The organism is Streptomyces sp. NBC_01198, assembly GCF_036010485.1.
GTDB lineage: Bacteria > Actinomycetota > Actinomycetes > Streptomycetales > Streptomycetaceae > Actinacidiphila.
Genome location: NZ_CP108568.1, coordinates 1,686,382 through 1,704,491, shown reverse-complemented (window position 1 = coordinate 1,704,491; position 18,110 = coordinate 1,686,382). Strand labels below are relative to the sequence as shown.

At 71.9% G+C, this 18,110-nt stretch carries 16 protein-coding genes; 5 read left to right on the top strand and 11 right to left on the bottom strand.

The genetic code is table 11. The features are described 5' to 3' along the window. The first annotated feature begins 1 nt into the window (after window position 1). A complete protein-coding gene (locus OG702_RS07695; protein WP_327288109.1) occupies window positions 2-1,015 on the top strand; it encodes a TIGR03842 family LLM class F420-dependent oxidoreductase in 1,014 nt (337 codons plus the stop codon). A 79-nt stretch (window positions 1,016-1,094) separates the two neighbouring features. Further along, the gene (locus OG702_RS07690) at window positions 1,095-2,561 is read left to right on the top strand and encodes a phytoene desaturase family protein (protein WP_442814329.1); all 1,467 of its coding nucleotides are present in this window, start codon (window positions 1,095-1,097) and stop codon (window positions 2,559-2,561) included. Window positions 2,562-2,625: 64 nt separating this feature from the next. Here the strand turns inward: OG702_RS07690 and OG702_RS07685 are convergent, their stop codons facing one another. After that, window positions 2,626-2,931, bottom strand: a complete 306-nt coding sequence (locus OG702_RS07685; protein ID WP_327288108.1) for a hypothetical protein — start codon at window positions 2,929-2,931, stop codon at window positions 2,626-2,628. Between the two features lie 326 nt (window positions 2,932-3,257). Between OG702_RS07685 and OG702_RS07680 the strand changes: the two genes are divergently transcribed. Then, window positions 3,258-3,728: an SCP2 sterol-binding domain-containing protein gene (locus tag OG702_RS07680; protein ID WP_327288107.1), complete on the top strand. Its 471-nt coding sequence runs from the start codon at window positions 3,258-3,260 to the stop codon at window positions 3,726-3,728. Between the two features lie 25 nt (window positions 3,729-3,753). Here OG702_RS07680 and OG702_RS07675 read toward each other — a convergent pair whose 3' ends face one another. Then, complete coding sequence (locus tag OG702_RS07675; RefSeq protein ID WP_327288106.1) at window positions 3,754-4,257, bottom strand: NUDIX hydrolase; 504 nt, start codon at window positions 4,255-4,257, stop codon at window positions 3,754-3,756. A 123-nt stretch (window positions 4,258-4,380) separates the two neighbouring features. Between OG702_RS07675 and OG702_RS07670 the strand changes: the two genes are divergently transcribed. Beyond that, window positions 4,381-5,532 carry a glycerate kinase gene (locus OG702_RS07670; RefSeq protein WP_327288105.1) on the top strand — a complete coding sequence of 384 codons (1,152 nt, stop codon included), beginning with the start codon at window positions 4,381-4,383 and terminating at the stop codon, window positions 5,530-5,532. Between the two features lie 464 nt (window positions 5,533-5,996). On the opposite strand, the gene pssA is transcribed toward OG702_RS07670, so the two are convergent. The 9 genes from pssA to OG702_RS07625 all read right to left on the bottom strand — a co-directional run bounded on the left by pssA (window position 5,997) and on the right by OG702_RS07625 (window position 17,321). After that, complete coding sequence (gene pssA, locus OG702_RS07665; protein ID WP_327288104.1) at window positions 5,997-6,848, bottom strand: CDP-diacylglycerol--serine O-phosphatidyltransferase; 852 nt, start codon at window positions 6,846-6,848, stop codon at window positions 5,997-5,999. Next, window positions 6,835-7,482 carry a phosphatidylserine decarboxylase gene (locus OG702_RS07660; RefSeq protein ID WP_327288103.1) on the bottom strand — a complete coding sequence of 216 codons (648 nt, stop codon included), beginning with the start codon at window positions 7,480-7,482 and terminating at the stop codon, window positions 6,835-6,837. The genes pssA and OG702_RS07660 overlap by 14 nt, the downstream gene beginning before the upstream one ends. 181 nt (window positions 7,483-7,663) lie before the next feature. Continuing rightward, on the bottom strand, window positions 7,664-8,878 hold the full coding sequence (locus tag OG702_RS07655) for an acyl-CoA dehydrogenase family protein (RefSeq protein ID WP_327288102.1): 1,215 nt from the start codon (window positions 8,876-8,878) through the stop codon (window positions 7,664-7,666). 3 nt (window positions 8,879-8,881) lie between these two features. Next, entirely contained in the window at window positions 8,882-9,388 is a 507-nt protein-coding gene (locus OG702_RS07650; RefSeq protein ID WP_327293120.1) for a MaoC family dehydratase, read from the bottom strand. 2 nt (window positions 9,389-9,390) lie between these two features. After that, the gene (locus OG702_RS07645) at window positions 9,391-11,406 is read right to left on the bottom strand and encodes a methylmalonyl-CoA mutase family protein (RefSeq protein ID WP_327293119.1); all 2,016 of its coding nucleotides are present in this window, start codon (window positions 11,404-11,406) and stop codon (window positions 9,391-9,393) included. Beyond that, window positions 11,403-12,740: a crotonyl-CoA carboxylase/reductase gene (gene ccrA, locus OG702_RS07640; RefSeq protein WP_327288101.1), complete on the bottom strand. Its 1,338-nt coding sequence runs from the start codon at window positions 12,738-12,740 to the stop codon at window positions 11,403-11,405. Before ccrA ends, OG702_RS07645 begins: the two co-directional genes overlap by 4 nt. Before the next feature lie 379 nt (window positions 12,741-13,119). Continuing rightward, window positions 13,120-13,911, bottom strand: a complete 792-nt coding sequence (locus OG702_RS07635; protein WP_327288100.1) for a TetR family transcriptional regulator — start codon at window positions 13,909-13,911, stop codon at window positions 13,120-13,122. Window positions 13,912-14,002: 91 nt separating this feature from the next. Next, window positions 14,003-15,847, bottom strand: coding sequence for a 3-hydroxyacyl-CoA dehydrogenase family protein (locus tag OG702_RS07630; protein ID WP_327288099.1), 1,845 nt, complete (start codon window positions 15,845-15,847; stop codon window positions 14,003-14,005). 364 nt (window positions 15,848-16,211) lie between these two features. Next, window positions 16,212-17,321, bottom strand: a complete 1,110-nt coding sequence (locus tag OG702_RS07625; protein WP_327288098.1) for an Rv2578c family radical SAM protein — start codon at window positions 17,319-17,321, stop codon at window positions 16,212-16,214. A gap of 129 nt (window positions 17,322-17,450) precedes the next feature. Between OG702_RS07625 and OG702_RS07620 the strand changes: the two genes are divergently transcribed. Then, entirely contained in the window at window positions 17,451-17,909 is a 459-nt protein-coding gene (locus OG702_RS07620) for an SRPBCC family protein (protein ID WP_327288097.1), read from the top strand. The last annotated feature ends 201 nt before the right edge of the window (window positions 17,910-18,110 follow it).

Here is an 18,110-nt window from a genome sequence, read left to right as displayed (position 1 = left end):
CATGGACTTCGGCCTCGTGCTGCAGACCGACCCGCCCGCGTCCGACGTCGTCGAGCTGATGCGGCGCGCCGAGCGCAAGGGCTTCACCCACGGCTGGACCTTCGACTCCGCCGTGCTGTGGCAGGAGCCCTTCGTCATCCACAGCCGCATCCTGGACCACACCGAGCGGCTCACCGTCGGCACCATGGTCACCAACCCGGGCACCCGCACCTGGGAGGTGACCGCCTCCACCTTCGCCACCCTCAACTCGATGTACGGCAACCGCACGGTGTGCGGCATCGGCCGCGGCGACTCGGCGATGCGGGTCGCGGGCCGGCCGCCCAACACCCTGGCCAGGCTCGGCGAGGCCATCACCGCCATCCGCGACCTGGCCGAGGGCCGGGAGGCCGTGGTCGAGGGCACCGCCCTGCGGCTGCCGTGGGTCGAGGACGGCAGGCTGCCGGTGTGGATGGCCGCGTACGGCCCCAAGGCGCTGGCCATGGCCGGCGAGCTGGCCGACGGCTTCATCCTGCAGCTCGCCGACGTCTACCTCACCGAGTGGATGGTCAAGGCGGTCCGCGCCGCGGCGGAGAGCGCCGGCCGCGACCCGGCCGCCGTCACGATCTGCGTCGCCGCCCCCGCCTACGTCACCGCCGACGACTCGCCGGAGGCGCTGGCGCACGCCCGCGAGCAGTGCCGCTGGTTCGGCGGCATGGTCGGCAACCACGTCGCCGACCTGGTCGGCCGCTACGGCGAGCACTCCGCGCTGGTCCCGGCGGAGTTGACGGAGTACATCAAGCAGCGGCACGGCTACGACTACGCCCACCACGGCCGCAGCGGCAACCCCGACACCGCCTTCGTGCCCGACGACATCGTGGACCGCTTCTGCCTGATCGGCCCGCCCGAGGCGCACGTCGCCAAGCTCAAGGCGCTGCGCGACCTGGGCGTCGACCACTTCGCCGTCTACGACATGCACGACGCCAAGGAGGCCACCATCGACGCCTACGGCGAGCAGGTCATCCCGGCCATGGGATGAGCGGGCCGGCCTTGCGGGGTGGGGAACCACGGTGCCCCGGTGTCTGGTTGGATGGCGCCATGGGCAACGGAGTCGGTGTGTGCGAGAACCCGGCCGGCCGGACGGCGGCCCGGCCGTGAGGCGGGCCGTCGTCGCCGACGCGGTGGTCGTCGGAGCGGGCCCCAACGGGCTGACCGCGGCGGTCGAACTGGCCCGTGCGGGGCTGAGCGTGCAGGTCTACGAGGCCGCGGACACCGTGGGCGGCGGGGCGCGCACCGAGGAGCTGACGCTGCCGGGCTTCCGGCACGACCCCTGCTCGGCCGTGCACCCCTTCGGTATCGGCTCGCCCGCCTTCAAGGCGCTGCCGCTCGCCCGGCACGGCCTGGAGTGGCTGCAGCCCGAGGTGCCGATGGCGCACCCCTTCCCCGACGGCACCGCCGCGGTGCTCGGCCGTACGGTCGGCGAGACCGCCGCCTCGCTCGGGCCGCGCGACGCGGTCACCTACCGCAAACTGATGGCGCCCTACGTCGGCCACTGGGACACCATGGCGGCCGACTTCTTCCGGCCGCAGTGGGCCGGCATACCCAGGGACCCGTACCGTTTCGTGCGTTTCGGGCTGACCGGGACCCCGCCGGCCGCGCTGCTGGCGCTGCGCTTCCGCGACGCCCGGGCCCGTGGGCTGCTCGCGGGGCTCGCCGGGCACGCGATCTCCCGGCTGGGGCAGCCCTTCACCGGGGCGATGGCCATGATGTTCGCGCTGGCCGCCCACGAGCGGGGCTGGCCGGTGGCCCGCGGCGGCTCGCAGGCGATCGCCGACGCGCTGGCCGGGCATCTGACCGAGCTGGGCGGGGCGATCCGCACCGGGGTGACCGTGCGCAAACTGGACGAGCTGCCGCCGGCCCGCGCCTATGTCTTCGACACCTCGCCGACCGCGCTGGCCAGGATCGCCGCGCTCGGCGACGCCTACCGCGGCTACCGCTACGGCCCCTCGGTCTTCAAGATCGACTACGCCCTCGACGGCCCCGTCCCGTGGACGGCGGAGCAGGCCAGGCGGGCCGGCACCGTGCACATCGGCCCGACCTACACCGAGATCGGCGACGCCCTGAACCGCGCGGTCACCGGGCGCCCGCCGCACACCCCGTTCCTGATCACCTCGCAGCCCACCGTGGTGGACCCGTCGAGGGCGCCGGAGGGCAAGCACGTCTTCTGGGCCTACGGCCACGTCCCGCACGACTGGCACGGCGACGCCACCGGCGCCGTCGAGCGGCAGATCGAACGCTTCGCACCGGGCTTCCGCGACCTGGTGCTGGCCCGGGCGGTCACCGGGCCCGCCGGGCTCGCCGCGCGCAACGCCAACTACGTCGGCGGCGACGTGGCCTGCGGCGCCTTCGCGGGCCTGCAGGCCGTGCTCCGGCCGCGGCTGGCCGCGGTGCCCTACGCCACCCGCCGCCCGGGGGTCTTCCTGTGCTCCTCGGCGACCCCGCCGGGTCCCGGTGTGCACGGTATGAGCGGCCACCACGCGGCCCGTGCCGTCCTGCGGCACCTGCGGCGCGCGGCCCGGCGGTGACACCCGGCCCGGCGCCGACCGCACTCCTGGGGAGGGGCGGCGCCGGAGCGGGCGGCGGCCAGGGTCAGGGCGCGTACGGCGACTCTGCGGCCGACTGCGCGAACGCCTGCTGCGGGGCGGCGAAACGGACCTCGGAGAGCGCCTTCTTGGTGATGACCTTGGAGAAGTAGCCGGAACCGAAGAGGATGCACTGCACGACGTACCAGAACTTCTCGGCGCCGGTCAGCTCGACGAGGCCGTACTCGCTGAGCGCCTTCTTCGCCGGGACCTTGGACAGATAAGCGGCGCCGAAGTAGATGCAGCCGAGGACGTACCAGAACTTCTCCCACGAGGTGGACTGGCCGTTGCCGAGCGTCTGGGGCTGGGACATTGATGTAGCGCCTTTCGAAGATGAGCGGGTGCTGTGTGGGGACGGGCGGCCGGCAGAACACGACAAGCGGCCCTCGAAGGGCCGCATGGTGGGGGAGGACATGCCGAAGAAGCGGCTTGAGCCGCAAGGCACCTGTTTCCGCAGGCAGTTCACGGGTGCCGAACCGGAAGCATAGGGGTAGAGGTTGCTCTGTGTCGCCGCTTTACGGCCCGTTCGTGGATCTTCCAGATGAACAGCCGTCCGCGCCCTGTACGGGTTGTCACCATGGCGTACGGAAACTAGTCTTACTCGCTGGTAAGTTTACTCTGGAGTAAGGACGGTGGCCGATGGCCGCACTGGACGACCTCGACCTGGAGACCCTGGACTTCGGCTCGGTGGGGCCCCGCGAATTCGCCCGGATCGTCAAGGGCCTGCCGACCCGGCGGATCGCCGAGCTGATGAGCGGAACCCACCGGCGCCGGGTGCTCGACGAGGTCTTCGGCCGGATGCACACCCTCTTCAAGCCCGACGCGGCCGCCGGCAAGGACGCGCTGATCCGCTGGCGCATCACCGACGACGCCGGCGGGGCGGACGACGTCTACGAGACCCACATCGGCGGCGGCACCTGCACGGTGACCCCCGAGCGCACCGACCGCGAGCCGCAGCTCAGCCTCACCATGGCCGGGCCGGAGTTCCTCCGGCTCGTCTCCGGCAACGCCTCGGGCCCCACGCTCTTCTTCACCCGCAAGCTCAAGGTCAAGGGCGACATCCGGCTGGCCGGCGGGCTCACCTACTTCTTCGACATCCCCAAGCCCTGAGGCCCGAGCGGCCGCCCGCGCCCGGTCACCCCCCGTCGGTGGCCGGGCGGCCGTTGACCAGCTCCGCGGTGCCGGTGCCGTCGGCCAGCGCCGCCAGGGCGGCACGGATACGGCCCGCCTGGCCGCGCCCGAAGTAGCGCTCCGTCTCCGCCGGGTCCATCAGCCGCCACGAGTCCAGCTCCTCCTCCTGTAACCGCACCGACGCCAGCTGCTCCTCCGACAGCACCCCGCCGTCGTAGAGGTAGCTCACCCACGGCGGCCGGCCCGGAGCCGAGGACCAGTCGACCACCAGCAGCGGGCCGGGTGCCACGTCCAGCCCGACCTCCTCCGCGGTCTCCCGGCGCGCACCCTGCCGCGGGGTCTCGCCCTGGTCCGACTCGATCGTGCCGCCCGGCAGGTTCCAGGTGCCGTCGTGACGGTAGTTCGGCTCCACGATCAGGATCCGCCCGTCCGCCGAACGGCACAGCATGCTGGCCCCGGCCAGGATTCTCGGCAGCCCGGCGATGTAGCTCGCGAAATCGGTCGTCATGCCGCCAATTTACGGCGCGCGACGCGCCGGCGCGCCGTATTCGGGCGATCACGGAGCGCGCTGCCGATGGGCGCGGCGGCCGGGCCGGGATAGGGTCCGAAACGGCGCGATGTTCCGTATCGGATGGAGAAGACGAAGGTGTCCGACACCGCAGGGAATTCCACCGGCCGCGTGCTGATCGCCGCCGACAAGTTCAAGGGCTCGCTGACCGCGGTACAGGTGGCCGCACACGTCGCGGCCGGACTGCGCTCTGTCGTACCCGGCCTCGACGTGACCGAGCTGCCGGTCGCCGACGGCGGCGACGGCACGGTCGACGCGGCGGTCGCCGCCGGGTTCGAGCGCCGGACGGTACGGGTCACCGGGCCGATCGGCGAGACCGTCGAGGCCGCGTACGCGCTGCGCGACGGCACCGCCGTGGTGGAGATGGCCGAGGCCTCCGGGCTGCGCCGGCTGCCCCCAGGGATCTTCGCGCCGCTGACGGCCACCACGTACGGCACCGGGGAGCTGCTGCGGGCCGCGCTCGACGCCGGGGCCCGCACCATCGTGCTCGGCGTCGGCGGCAGCGCCACCACCGACGGCGGCGCGGGCATGCTCAGCGCGCTGGGCGCGCGGCTGCTCGACGCCGAGGGGGCGCCGGTGGCGCCGGGCGGCGCCGCGCTGGCCGGGCTGGCCACCGCCGACCTCGGCGACCTGGACCCCCGGCTGGCCAGCACCGAGGTCGTACTGGCCGGCGACGTCGACAACCCGCTGCTCGGCCCGAAGGGCGCGGCGGCCGTCTACGGCCCGCAGAAGGGAGCGTCCGTCGAGGACGTCGCCGCCCTCGACGCGGCGCTCGCCCAGTTCGTCCTGGTGCTCGGCGCCGCTGACGAGGCCCAGGCGCCCGGCGCCGGTGCCGCCGGCGGCATCGGCTTCGGCGCGCTGGTCGGCCTGCAGGCGTCCTTCCGGCCCGGGATCGAGGTGCTGCTCGACGTCCTCGGCTTCGAGGCCGCGCTCGACGGTGTCACGCTCGTCATCACCGGTGAGGGCTCCCTCGACGAGCAGAGCCTGCACGGCAAGGCGCCGGTGGGCGTCGCCCGGGCCGCCCGGGCCCGCGGCATCGACGTCGTCGCCGTCTGCGGCCGCCTCACCCTCCCGCCGGCCGCCCTCGGCCACGCCGGCATCCGCCGCGCCTACTCCCTCGCCGACCTGGAACCCGACCCCGCCCGCTCCATGTCCGACGCGGCCCCCCTTCTGGAACGCCTCTCCTCCCACCTGGCCCAGGACTTCCTCACCTGACCCTCCCGGGGGCGCGCGGTTCGTCACCACCCGCAAGCGGCACCCCCCCTTGGGCGCGGGGCGAACGGCGCGCCCAGCCCCCCCACCGGCCGTCGTGTGGCGACGGACCGCCACCACCCCAGGGGCGCGGCGAACGGCGCCCCCAGCCCCCACCAGCCGTCGTGTGGCGCCGGACCGCAAGCGCCACCCCCCCAGGGGCGCGGGGAACTGCGCGACAAGCCCCCACCGGGGGCGCGGGTCGTCACCGACCGAAAGGGGCTGTTCGGTCCGACCCGGGCCACCGGCCGGTGGTGGGCTGAGCGCCCAGTTCCCCGCGCCCCTGTCCGGCACCCCCCTGCGTAAGGGGAACCGCCAACCACCGCGGCCAGCGGATGGGCGCGGGCAAGCGCAAAAGCCCCCGCGGCCGGCGGTAGGAATGCCGCGGCCGCGGGGGAAAGGGGTGCCCGGGGGGACCCCGGGTAGGGCTAGCGGAGGGCCTCGGCGCGGGCCTCGCGCCGATTGGCCCGCATCGTGTTCACCCGTCGCGTCGTGGCGAAGCACGGAATGACCGCCGCCGCCAGGCACTGCAGTGCCGCCCCGGTCTGCAGGAGCTGGTGGCCGCCGGGAGCGTCGAGGGTCCAGGCGGTGAGGCAGCCCATGCTGACCAGGATCCAGGCCAGCGTGAGCACGGCCAGCCGCCCGCGCGGCTTGGGGTACTCGACCCGGCTCACCATCAGCCAGGCCACGCCCACGATCGCCACGATGGTGGGGACGAAGGGCAGCTCCAGCAGCACCACCGAGACCACCGTCATCGCCCCGAAGGGGCTGGGCATGCCCTGGAAGACGCCGTCCCGCAGCGTCGTGCAGGAGAAGCGGGCCAGCCGCAGCACCACCGCGAGCACCACGAGCACCGCGGCGACCGCGGAGACCTTCCCGTGGGCGTCGTCGGCCACCAGTCCCCACACGACCACGAAGTACGCCGGGGCGAGCCCGAAGCTGATCAGGTCGGAGAGGTTGTCCAGCTCGGCCCCCATCGCCGAGCTGCGCAGCTTGCGCGCGACGAGCCCGTCGAAGAGGTCGAAGACCGACGCGAGCAGCATCAGCGTGACCGCCGTGGCGGCGCTGTGCTTGGACATGCCGCCGTCGCTCGTCCCCATCAGGTGCGGGACCAGCACGCCGGTGGTGGTGAAGTACACGGCCATGAAGCCGCAGATCGCGTTTCCGAGGGTGAGCGCGTCGGCGATGGACAGCCGGGTCGACAGGGGGAGGTCGTCGACCTCGTCCTGGAGCTCGGAGACCCAGGTGGACTGCGCCGTATCCGGATCAGTCACGGTCAAGGCGTGTCACCCCAGCCGTGGTGTTCTGCCCGACCTCGACACCCGCTTCGATCCCGGCCGGCAGGTACACGTCGACCCGGGAGCCGAAGCGGATCAGCCCGATCCGGTCACCCTGCTCGACCTTGCAGCCACGCGGCACGTACGGGACGATCCGCCGCGCGACCGCGCCGGCGATCTGCACCATCTCGATGTCACCGGCCTCGGTGTCGAAATGCCAGATCACCCGCTCGTTGTGCTCGCTCTCCTTGTTGAACGCCGGTACGTAGCCGCCGGGGATGTGCTCGACGGAGGTGACCGTGCCGGCGAGCGGCGCCCGGTTGACGTGCACGTTCAGCGGGCTCATGAAGATCGCGACGCGGGTGCGCCCGTCCTTCCACGGCATGACGCTCTGGACCACGCCGTCGGCGGGGCTGATCACCCGGCCGTCGGCGATCTCCCGCTCGGGGTCGCGGAAGAACCACAGCATCCCGGCCGCGAGCGCGGTGGCGGGGACTGCCACGGTCGCCCAGCGGCCGGAGTGGCGCGCCTTCGCGAGGGAGACCGCCGCGGTGGCCACGGTCGGGAGGAGCCACGGTGATGCGCCACGCGCGAGGCGGACCCGGCCGCGTGGTGCAGGGGAATGGCTGTGGGGCATGGAAGACCTTCGTAGCGGAGGATGCCGCGAATTACTTCAGGGGACGGCGGCTTTGGTCGATGGTATCGGCTGACACCGGCAACTCGGCAAGCGCGAGGGCGAGTCGATGGCTGGTTCCGGTGGCACAGGCCATGACGTACTGTGACCTTCCCCTCGGATAAATCGCCATGAATGCGGACATTCAGCCCTGGATCCGGTACTCCTCCAAGAGTCTTCTTCCGATGATCATTTTCTGGATCTCGGCGGTTCCCTCGCCGATCAGCAGCATCGGGGCCTCCCGGTAGAGCCGCTCGATCTCGTACTCCTTGGAGAACCCGTAGCCGCCGTGGATGCGGAACGCGTCCTCGACGACCTCCTTGCAGAACTCCGCCGCCAGATATTTCGCCATTCCGGCTTCCAGATCGTTGCGCTCGCCGGAATCCTTCTTGCGCGCGGCATTGACCATCATCTGGTGGGCGGCCTCCACCTTGGTGGCCATTTCGGCGAGCTTGAACTGGATCGCCTGGTGCTCGGCGATGGCCTTGCCGAAAGTGTGCCGCTGCTGCGCGTAGCCGATACCGAGCTCGAAGGCCCGCCGTGCCACCCCGCAGCCGCGGGCGGCCACGTTGACCCGGCCCACCTCGACGCCGTCCATCATCTGGTAGAAGCCCTGCCCGCTCCGGCCGCCGAGCACGCGGTCGGCCGGCACCCGTACGTCCTGCAGGATCAGCTCGGTGGTGTCGACGCCCTTGTAGCCCATCTTGTCGATCTTGCCGGGCACGGTCAGGCCCGGGACCGTGGGATTGGGCCCGAAGCCGGGCTCCTTCTCGATCAGGAAGGTCGTCATCGACCGGTGCGCGGGCGCGTCCTGCGGCTGTCCCTCGTCGGTGCGGCACAGCACCGCCACCAGATTCGACGTGCCGCCGTTGGTCAGCCACATCTTCTGGCCGTTGACGACGTAGTCGTCGCCGTCGCGTACGCCCTTGGTGCGGATCGCCGACACGTCCGACCCGAGGCCCGGCTCGGACATCGAGAAAGCGCCGCGCACCTCGCCGGCCGCCATACGCGGCAGGAAATGCGCCTTCTGCTCCTCGGTGCCGTGCTGTTTGATCATGTAGGCCACGATGAAATGCGTGTTGATGATGCCCGACACGCTCATCCAGCCGCGGGCGATCTCCTCCACGGTCAGTGCGTAGGTCAGCAGCGATTCCCCGAGCCCGCCGTACTCCTCGGGGATCATCAGGCCGAAGATGCCGAGCTCTTTGAGGCCCTCGACGATGGCGGAGGGATATTCGTCGCGATGTTCGAGTTCGGTGGCGACCGGCAGGATCTCCTTGTCCACGAAATCGCGGACGGTGGAGAGGATCTCCTGCTGGATGTCGGTCAGGCCGTCGGTCTGTGCGAGTCGGTTGGCCATCTCTCAGTTCCCCTCCGGCTGCGGGCGGCCGGGCTGTTCCCCGCCCCGCTGCTCGATGTACCTGGCGGTGGGCACCATCACCTTGCGGCGGAACACGCAGACCAGGGTGCCGTCCTGGTTGTGGCCGCGGGTCTCGACCTGGACGATGCCGCGGTCGCTCTTCGACTTCGACGGCCACTTGTCCAGCACCGTCGTCTCGCCGTAGACGGTGTCGCCGTGGAAGGTCGGCGCGACGTGCCGCAGCGACTCGACCTCCAGATTGGCGATGGCCTTCCCCGACACATCGGGCACCGACATGCCGAGCAGCAGCGAGTAGACGTAGTTCCCGACGACCACGTTGCGGCCGAAGTCCGTTGTCTTCTCTGCGTAGTTGGCGTCCAGGTGCAGCGGGTGGTGATTCATGGTCAGGAGGCAGAAGAGGTGGTCGTCGTATTCCGTGACCGTCTTCCCCGGCCAGTGTTTGTACACCGCACCGACCTCGAACTCCTCATACGTGCGGCCGAACTGCACCGTCATACCTCCAGCTTGTTCGCGAGCCGGATCTCGTCCACGATCCGTCCGATGATCCCGGTGATACCGAAGTCCTTGGGGGTGAACACCGCCGCCACACCGGCGGCCCGCAAGGCGGTGGCGTCCGCGGCCGGGATGATGCCGCCTACGACCACCGGGACATCGTCCACCCCGGCCGTGCGCAACCGCTCCAGCACGTCCGGCACCAGCGCGGCGTGCGACCCCGACAGGATCGACAGGCCCACGCAGTGCACGTCCTCGGCGACCGCGGCCGAGACGATCTGCTCGGGGGTCAGCCTGATCCCCTGGTAGACCACCTCGAAACCGGCGTCCCTGGCGCGTACCGCGATCTGCTCGGCGCCGTTGGAGTGCCCGTCGAGACCCGGCTTCCCGACCAGCAGCCGCAGCCGCCCGCCGCCCAGCTCCTTCGCGGTCAGCGCGACCCTGCGGCGTACGTCGGCCAGCGGGCTGCCCTCCTCCGCGGCCGCCGCCACCGGCGCCCCGCCGACCCCGGTGGGGGCGCGGAACTCGCCGAAGACCTCCCGCAGCACTCCGGCCCACTCGCCGGTCGTCGCCCCCGCCCGCGCGCACTCCAGCGTCACCGTCATCAGGTTCCCGGTGCCCGCCGCGGCCGACCGCAGCGCGTCCAGCGCGGCCCGGGCACGCGGTTCGTCGCGGGCCCGCCGCCAGTCGTCAAGCGCGGCCACCACCCGCGCCTCGTTCGCCGGGTCGACGGTCATGATCGCGGTGTCCAGGTCGGCGGTCAGCGGGCTGGGCTCGGTGGCCTCATGGACGTTGACCCCGACGATCTTCTCCTCGCCCGACTCGATCCGCGCCCGGCGCTCGGCGTGCGAGGCGACCAGTTCGGACTTCAGGTAGCCGGACTCGACGGCCGCCATCGCGCCGCCCAGCGCCTCGATGTGCGCCATCTCGGCGGTCGCCTGCTCGACCAGTTCGGCGACCTTCGCCTCGATCACATGGCTGCCGTCGAAGATGTCCTCGTACTCCAGCAGGTCGCTCTCGTGCGCGAGCACCTGCTGTATGCGCAGGCTCCACTGCTGGTCCCACGGCCGGGGCAGGCCCAGCGCCTCGTTCCAGGCGGGCAGCTGGACCGCCCGGGCGCGCGCGTCCTTGGACAGCGTCACCGCCAGCATCTCCAGCACGATCCGCTGGACGTTGTTCTCCGGCTGCGCCTCGGTCAGCCCGAGGGAGTTGACCTGCACCCCGTAGCGGAACCGCCGGTGCCTGGGATCCTGGATGCCGTAGCGCTCCCGGGTGACGGTGTCCCAGATGCGCCCGAAGGCCCGCATCTTGCACATCTCCTCGACGAACCGGACACCGGCGTTGACGAAGAAGGAGATCCGGCCCACCACCTCGCCCCTGCGCTCCTCGGGCACCTGCCCGGACGCGAAGACCGCGTCCAGCACGGCGATCGCGGTGGACATCGCGTAGGCGATCTCCTGCACCGGCGTGGCCCCGGCCTCCTGCAGGTGGTAGCTGCAGATGTTGATCGGGTTCCACTTCGGCAGCTGGTGCACGGCGTACGTGATCATGTCCGTGGTCAGCCGCAGCGACGGCACCGGCGGGAAGACGTGCGTCCCGCGGGACAGGTACTCCTTGACGATGTCGTTCTGCGTGGTGCCCTGCAGCGCGGCGAGGTCCGCGCCCTGCTCCTCGGCGACCACCTGGTAGAGCGCCAGCAGCCACATGGCGGTGGCGTTGATGGTCATCGAGGTGTTCGTCCGCTCCAGCGGGATGTCCGCGAACAGCCGCCGCATGTCGCCGAGATGCGCGACCGGCACCCCGACCCGGCCGACCTCGCCGCGGGCCAGCACGTGGTCGGCGTCGTAGCCGGTCTGCGTCGGCAGGTCGAAGGCCACCGACAGTCCGGTCTGCCCCTTGTCGAGGTTGCGCCGGTAGAGGGCGTTGGAGGCCTCCGCGGTGGAGTGCCCGGCGTAGGTCCGCATCAGCCACGGACGGTCCTTGTGCCGGTGGCCGCCCGCCTGGCGCTCCATCAGGCGTCCCGGAAGCGGTTGATGGCCGGCAGGTGCCGCTCGCGCATGGCGGGGTCCGTGACGCCCATGCCCTCCTCGGGGGCCAGCGCCAGGACGCCGACCTTGCCGTGGTGCAGGTTGCGGTGGACGTCGTAGGCGGCCTGGCCGGTGTCCGCGAGGCGGTAGGTGCGCGACAGCGTGGGGTGGATGCGGCCCTTGGCGATCAGCCGGTTGGCCTCCCACGCCTCGCGGTAGTTGGCGAAGTGCGAGCCGACGATCTTCTTCAGGCTCATCCACAGGTAGCGGTTGTCGTACTCGTGGGTGTAGCCGCTGGTCGAGGCGCAGGTGACGATGGTGCCGCCCTTGCGGGTGACGTAGACCGAGGCGCCGAAGGTCTCGCGGCCCGGGTGCTCGAAGACGATGTCCACGTCCTCGCCGCCGGTCAGCTCGCGGATCCTGGCGCCGAAGCGCTTCCACTCCCGCGGGTCCTGGGTGTGCTCGTCGCGCCAGAAGCGGTACCCCTCGGCGCTGCGGTCGATGACCGCCTCCGCGCCCATCCGGCGGCAGATCTCCGCCTTCTCCGGGTTGGACACCACGCAGATCGGCGTGGCGCCGCCGGCCAGCGCGAACTGGGTGGCGTACGAGCCCAGTCCGCCGCTCGCGCCCCAGATCAGCACGTTGTCGCCCTGCTTCATGCCGGCGCCGTTGCGGGAGACCAGCTGCCGGTAGGCGGTGGAGTTGACCAGGCCGGGGGCGGCGGCCTCCTCCCAGCTCAGGTGCTCGGGCTTGGGCATCAGCTGGTTGGACTTGACCAGGGCGATCTCCGCCAGGCCGCCGAAGTTGGTCTCGAAGCCCCAGATCCGCTGCTCGGGGTCGAGCATGGTGTCGTTGTGGCCGTCGGCCGACTCCAGCTCCACGCTCAGGCAGTGCGCGACGACCCGGTCGCCGGGCTGCCACTTGTTCACCCCGGGGCCGGTGCGCAGCACGACGCCGGACAGGTCGGAGCCGATGACGTGGTAGGGCAGGTCGTGCCGGCGGGCCAGCGGCGACATGCGGCCGTAGCGCTCCAGGAAGGCGAAGGTCGAGACCGGCTCGAAGATCGAGGTCCAGACCGAGTTGTAGTTCACCGAGCTGGCCATCACGGCGACCAGCGCCTCGCCCGGGCCGATCTCCGGCACCGGCACGTCGTCGAGGTGCAGCGAGCTGCGCGGGTCCTTGTCACGGGTGGCGAGGCCGGCGAACATCTCCGCCTCGTCCTTGTGCACGGTGACCGCGCGGTAGGTGGCGGGCAGCTTCAGCGCCGCGAAGTCCGCGGCCGTACTGTCCGCCGCGAGAACCGCGTCCAGGATTTCCTTCATATGACTCGCCTCCGGCGAAGCGTTCCGCGTGCGCGCCGGTGTCTCCGGGTCCGTGTGGGGTGGCGCGTACGGGAACGCGGGGGTCGGGTGGGGTGGAGGTGCCGTCGGTCCGGCCAAGGGCTTGACGGTGGAGGAAAGGAGCCGCGCGGTGACGCGGAATGCCTGTGACGCAGGCGTCCGGGCCAGGGGGACAGCCGGCCTGCGCGGGAACCTTGCATGCCGTCCGCCCGGACTGGGGATACCGTATGGCACCGCGTGCCAGTCGTAAAGACACTGGGTGCCAAATTTTCATCCCAGTGTCACCCCGCCGCCGGAAAGCGGCAACAGCGGCCGCCCGGCAGGCCGGACAGCCGCTGTTCCGCGGGGTGCGGGCGGGCGGTCAGGCCTTGCGCAGCGCCTCTTCGATACTGCGCAGGATCTGCGCGGGGGAGGCGTCGGTGCGGGCCACTGCGACCACCACCTCGCCGTGCCGGGACACGGTCGGCGCGGCCGTGGAAGCGGCCCTGGAGGGTATCCGCCCGGCGCCGATGCCCGTGCCGAAGGTCGCCTTGATGACGTCGAAGGCGTGGTCGAGCTGCGCCTCCACGTCGCCCTTGCCGTCCGCCCGCAGCCAGCGCCGCAGCACGTGGTTGTGGGCGGCGACCACCGCGGAGGCGGCGACCTCGGCGAGCAGCGGGTCGTCGTCGCCGTAGCCCTGTGCGCCCTCGTCGAAGTGGCCCAGCAGATAGCGCGTGAAGAGCCGCTCGTAACGGGCAACCGAGGCGATCTCGCGCTCGCGCAGCGTCGGCACCTCGCGGGTCAGCCGGTAGCGCTCCACCGACACCTCGGGCACCTGCGCGTACATCCGCAGCACCTCGGTGATGCCGCGGCAGACGGTGTCCAGCGGGTGCTCGTGCGGGTCCGCGGAGTCCAGGACGGCCTGGACGCGGACCAGGGTGTCGTCGTGGTCGGGGAAGATCGCCTCTTCCTTGGACCGGAAATGCCGGAAGAAGGTCCGCCGGGCCACCCCGGCCGTCGCGGCGATCTCGTCCACCGTGGTCGCCTCGTAGCCCTGCGTCGCGAACAGGTGCATCGCCGCCGACGCGAGGTCCTGCCGCACCCGGTGGCGCTGGGCGGCGGCGCGGCGGACGGTCGCGGTCTCGGGAGGACCGGACTTCGCGGACTGGGGCATGTGGGGAACGTAACACGGCGGACCGCCCCGCCCGGCGGCCGGGGGGAAAACGCCCCAGCTCGCCGCACGGGTGTCGCGCCCGCCGGGACGCTCAGTCGCGGGCATACTCGCGGAAACCACGGCCGGTCTTGCGGCCCAGACAGCCCGCCGAGACCAGGTGCTCAAGCAGCGGCGCCGGCGCCAGTCCCGGGTCGCGGAACTCCTCGTGCAGCACCTGCTCGATCGCCAGCGACACGTCAAGGCCCACCACGTCGAGCAGTTCGAAGGGCCCCATCGGGTAGCCGCCGCCGAGCTTCATGGCCGCATCGATGGCCTCCACGCTCGCGTAGTGGTCCTGCACCATCTTCACCGCGTTGTTCAGATACGGGAAGAGCAGCGCGTTCACGATGAAGCCCGCCCGGTCGGCGCAGTCCACCGGGTGCTTGCGCAGGGTCCCGCAGACCTGGTGGACGGTGGCCCGGACCTCGTCGGAGGTGAGCACCGTGTGCACCACCTCCACCAGCTTCATGGCCGGCGCCGGGTTGAAGAAGTGCATCCCGACGACGTCCTGCGGGCGTTCGGTGGCCCGAGCGATCGCCACCACCGGCAGCGAGGAGGTCGTGGTGGCCAGTACCGCGCCCGGCCGGCACACCTTGTCGAGGACCCGGAAGAGCTGCTGCTTGACGAAGAGGTCCTCGACCACCGCCTCGACCACCAGGTCGGCCTGCCCGAGGGCGTCGTAGGAGCCCGCGGGCGTCACCAGGGCCACGGCCGCGTCGCGCTGCTCGGCGCTGAGCCGGCCCCGCGAGACCGAGCGGTCCAGGGACTTCGCCAGCCGCGCCACCGCCTTCTCGGCCTTCTCCGGGGTGCGCGCGGCGAGTTGCACCGGGAGACCGGCCTTCGCGAAGACCTCGGCGATGCCGGTCGCCATGGTGCCGGAACCTGCCACGCCCACGCTGCGGACCGTACGCCCCCGGGCCTGCGCGGGCCCGCCGGCCGCGGTCTGCGGGTCCGGCACCACCACCGAACTGCCCGGCGCCTGGTAGCTGTAGAAGCCGCGGCCCGACTTGCGGCCGAGTAGCCCGGCCGCCGTGAGCTGCCGCAGCACCGGCGCCGGGGCGTGCAGCCGGTCCCTGCTGGCCTCGTACATCGCGTCGAGAACGGTGGTCGCGGTGTCCACCCCGATCAGGTCGAGCAGGGCCAGCGGCCCCATCGGCAGGCCGCAGCCCAGCCGCATCGCCGCGTCGATGTCCTCCCTGGTGGCGTAGCGGGCCTCGTACATGGCGGCGGCCTGGTTCAGATACCCGAACAGCAGCCCGTCCGCGATGAAACCCGGCCGGTCGCCGACCGGCACCGGCTCCTTGCCGAGGCTGCGCACCAGCGCGGTGACGGCCTCGGTGGTCTCCGGCGAGGTCAGCACGGTGGACACCACCTCGACCAGCTTCATGGCCTGGGCGGGCGCGAAGAAGTGCAGCCCGAGCACCCGGTCGGGGCGGCCGGTCTCGGCCGCGAGCCGGGTCACCGACAGCGCGTTGGTGCCGGTGGCCAGGATCGCGCCGGGTTTGACGATCCGGTCGAGGGCGGTGATGACGTCCCGCTTGGTCTCGTAGCGCTCGTCCACCACCTCGATCACCAGGTCGGCGGCCGCGACCGCCTGCAGGTCGGGGGAGGTGCGGAAGCGGGCGAGCGCCTCGGTGCGCTCGGCGGCGGTGCTGCGGCCGCGTTCCACCGCGCGTGCGGTGGAGCGCTCCAGCGAGGTGACCGCGCGGCGGGCGGCCGCCGGGTCGAGGTCGACGCCGACGACGTCGTGGCCTGCCCTGGCCATGACCTCGGCGATGCCGGTGCCCATGGTGCCCAGGCCGATCACGGCGACGGCGGAGAGGGGGGTGACGGCGGGCGCGGGGGAGGGCGCCGCGGAGGGGTTTGCGGATGCCGAAACTGCGGAGGGACGGTCCATCGCGTGACTCCAGACGCTGAGGAGACCGGGCGCGGCCAGGCACGCACGGCAGGGGAGTGAGGGTGGAGACGGAGTCGCGGGCCGGTCGCCGAGATGTGCGCGCCCGCGTGGACTGCCGGCCGGCCCTGTCCCGGGGCCGCGCCGCGCTGATGCCGAACCGACGTGGTGGTGCGGAGTGCGCGGCGGCTGCGTCACCAGGCCGCCGAGCACGGTGCTTCGAGGGTAACCGGCGGGTAACTTGAGCGCCACCCCTCTGCGCATGTGATTCGCACCGCCGACAGATGAGCGCGACGGTGGGGGGATCTGCCGGCCGTGCGCCCCCGTGGAGTACGGCCGGCAGAAGTCGTGGTGGTGTGCGGCGGCGTCAGAGCAGGGTGAGCTGGGTGTCCCCCGGCTCCGCGGGCGGTCCGGACTCCGGGTGCGACCCCCGCCGGTGCGGCCGCCCCTGCTCGCGGATCCCCGACCGCTCCTGCTCCTGGCCCTGGGGTGGCAGCTCCTGCTCCCGCCCTTGCGGCTGCCGGAAGCCGGGCCTGCGGGACGGGCCGCAGCCGAACTCCGCGGCGAATTCGTGCACCTGGCGGGTGATCTTGCGCTGATACCAGGTCGGCGCGTAGGACCCGCCCGCGTACAGCGCCTCGTAACGCCGCACCAGATGCGGGTGGTTGCGGGCCAGCCACGACATGTACCACTCCCGCGCTCCCGGGCGCAGATGCAGCACCAGCGGGGTGATCGATCCGGCGCCCGCCTGGGCGATGGCGCGGACGGTCGCCCGCAACTGCTCGGGCGAGTCGCTGAGGAACGGCAGTACCGGTGCCATCAGGACCGAGGACGATATGCCGTTCTCCCTGAAGGTGCGGCAGACCGCGAGGCGCGTCTGGGGGGAAGGGGTGCCCGGCTCCACGCTGCGCCACAACTCGCCGTCGAGGAATCCGACGGACAGCGCGATGGACACCTCGGTGACGCGCGCGGCCTGCCGCACCAGTTCGAGGTCGCGCAGGATCAGCGAGCCCTTGGTGAGGATCGAGAACGGGTTGGCGTGGTCCCGCAGCGCCGCCAGGATCCCCGGCATCAGCTGGTAGCGACCCTCGGCCCGCTGGTAGCAGTCGACGTTGGTGCCCATCGCGACGTGCTCGCCCTGCCAGCGCGGCGCCGCCAGCTCCCGGCGCAGCAGCTCCGCCGCGTTGGTCTTCACCACGATCTGGGTGTCGAAGTCGTGTCCGGTGTCCAGGTCGAGGTAGCTGTGCGTCCTGCGCGCGAAGCAGTAGACGCAGGCGTGGCTGCACCCGCGGTAGGGGTTGATCGTCCACTCGAAGGGCATCCGCGACGCCCCCGGCACCCGGTTCAGGATCGACCGGGCCCGCACCTCGTGGAAGGTGATGCCGCGGAATTCGGGGGTGTCGAAGCGACGGGTGACCGCGTCCGTGCCGAAGAGCGCGGCCGTGGCGTCGTCCCGGCCCAGCTGTTCCCAGCGCATGGCGCCCTCCTTCGGGTGTCCGGCGTGTGCTGCCTGCGTCCACAATAGAACACAAATTCGAAAAGCGGGTGTGATTGGCTTGTGCGGCGCGTGCAGGACGTGCACAGGAACGGACCCGAGGGAGATTTCATGGCGCTGGTCGAGGCCACCACGGAGCGGATCGTCGCGGCGGAGCCGGAGCGGGTGTACGACGCCCTCGCCGACTACGCGGGCACCCGCGCGCGGCTGCTCCCTGAGCAGTTCAGCGAGTACGAGGTGCGTGAGGGCGGCACCGGCGCGGGCACCGTCGTGCACTGGAAGCTGCAGGCCACGAGCAAGCGCGTACGGGACTGCCTGCTCGACGTCACCGCGCCGGCCGAGCGGACGCTGGTCGAGACCGACCGCAACTCCACCCTGGTGACCACCTGGACGGTCACCCCGGCCGGCGCGGGCAGCAGCAAGGTGGTCGCGGCCACCCGCTGGCAGGGCGCCACCGGCGTCGGCGGCTTCTTCGAGCGCACCTTCGCCCCCAAGGGCCTCGGCCGCATCTACGACGCGATCCTCGCGTCGCTCGCCGCCCACGTCGAGGGCGGCACCCCGCAGGCCTAGCCCTCCGTCCCACGACACGGCCGCCGCCTGCGGGCGGACCGCGCCATGTGTTCGGACACGCCCTAGCAGACCGCCCCGTCACCCGGTTGGTTTCGTGATCTTTCACTGATACGGGTGGTTCTGCCTACTTCCTGAGAATCGCCGCGCCGCTTCTTCGTTGTCGCCTCATGCGGGAGACGGTGGCGCAACAGGTGTGACGAG

Coding starts and splice junctions, on each gene's coding strand:
- OG702_RS07620 (WP_327288097.1), top strand. CDS start 17,451: ATGGCGCTGGTCGAGGCCACCACGGAGCGGATCGTCGCGGCGGAGCCG.
- OG702_RS07685 (WP_327288108.1), bottom strand. CDS start 2,931: ATGTCCCAGCCCCAGACGCTCGGCAACGGCCAGTCCACCTCGTGGGAG.
- OG702_RS07680 (WP_327288107.1), top strand. CDS start 3,258: ATGGCCGCACTGGACGACCTCGACCTGGAGACCCTGGACTTCGGCTCG.
- OG702_RS07675 (WP_327288106.1), bottom strand. CDS start 4,257: ATGACGACCGATTTCGCGAGCTACATCGCCGGGCTGCCGAGAATCCTG.
- OG702_RS07660 (WP_327288103.1), bottom strand. CDS start 7,482: ATGCCCCACAGCCATTCCCCTGCACCACGCGGCCGGGTCCGCCTCGCG.
- OG702_RS07655 (WP_327288102.1), bottom strand. CDS start 8,878: ATGGCCAACCGACTCGCACAGACCGACGGCCTGACCGACATCCAGCAG.
- OG702_RS07625 (WP_327288098.1), bottom strand. CDS start 17,321: ATGCGCTGGGAACAGCTGGGCCGGGACGACGCCACGGCCGCGCTCTTC.
- OG702_RS07630 (WP_327288099.1), bottom strand. CDS start 15,847: ATGGACCGTCCCTCCGCAGTTTCGGCATCCGCAAACCCCTCCGCGGCG.
- OG702_RS07695 (WP_327288109.1), top strand. CDS start 2: ATGGACTTCGGCCTCGTGCTGCAGACCGACCCGCCCGCGTCCGACGTC.
- OG702_RS07635 (WP_327288100.1), bottom strand. CDS start 13,911: ATGCCCCAGTCCGCGAAGTCCGGTCCTCCCGAGACCGCGACCGTCCGC.
- ccrA (WP_327288101.1), bottom strand. CDS start 12,740: ATGAAGGAAATCCTGGACGCGGTTCTCGCGGCGGACAGTACGGCCGCG.
- OG702_RS07670 (WP_327288105.1), top strand. CDS start 4,381: ATGGAGAAGACGAAGGTGTCCGACACCGCAGGGAATTCCACCGGCCGC.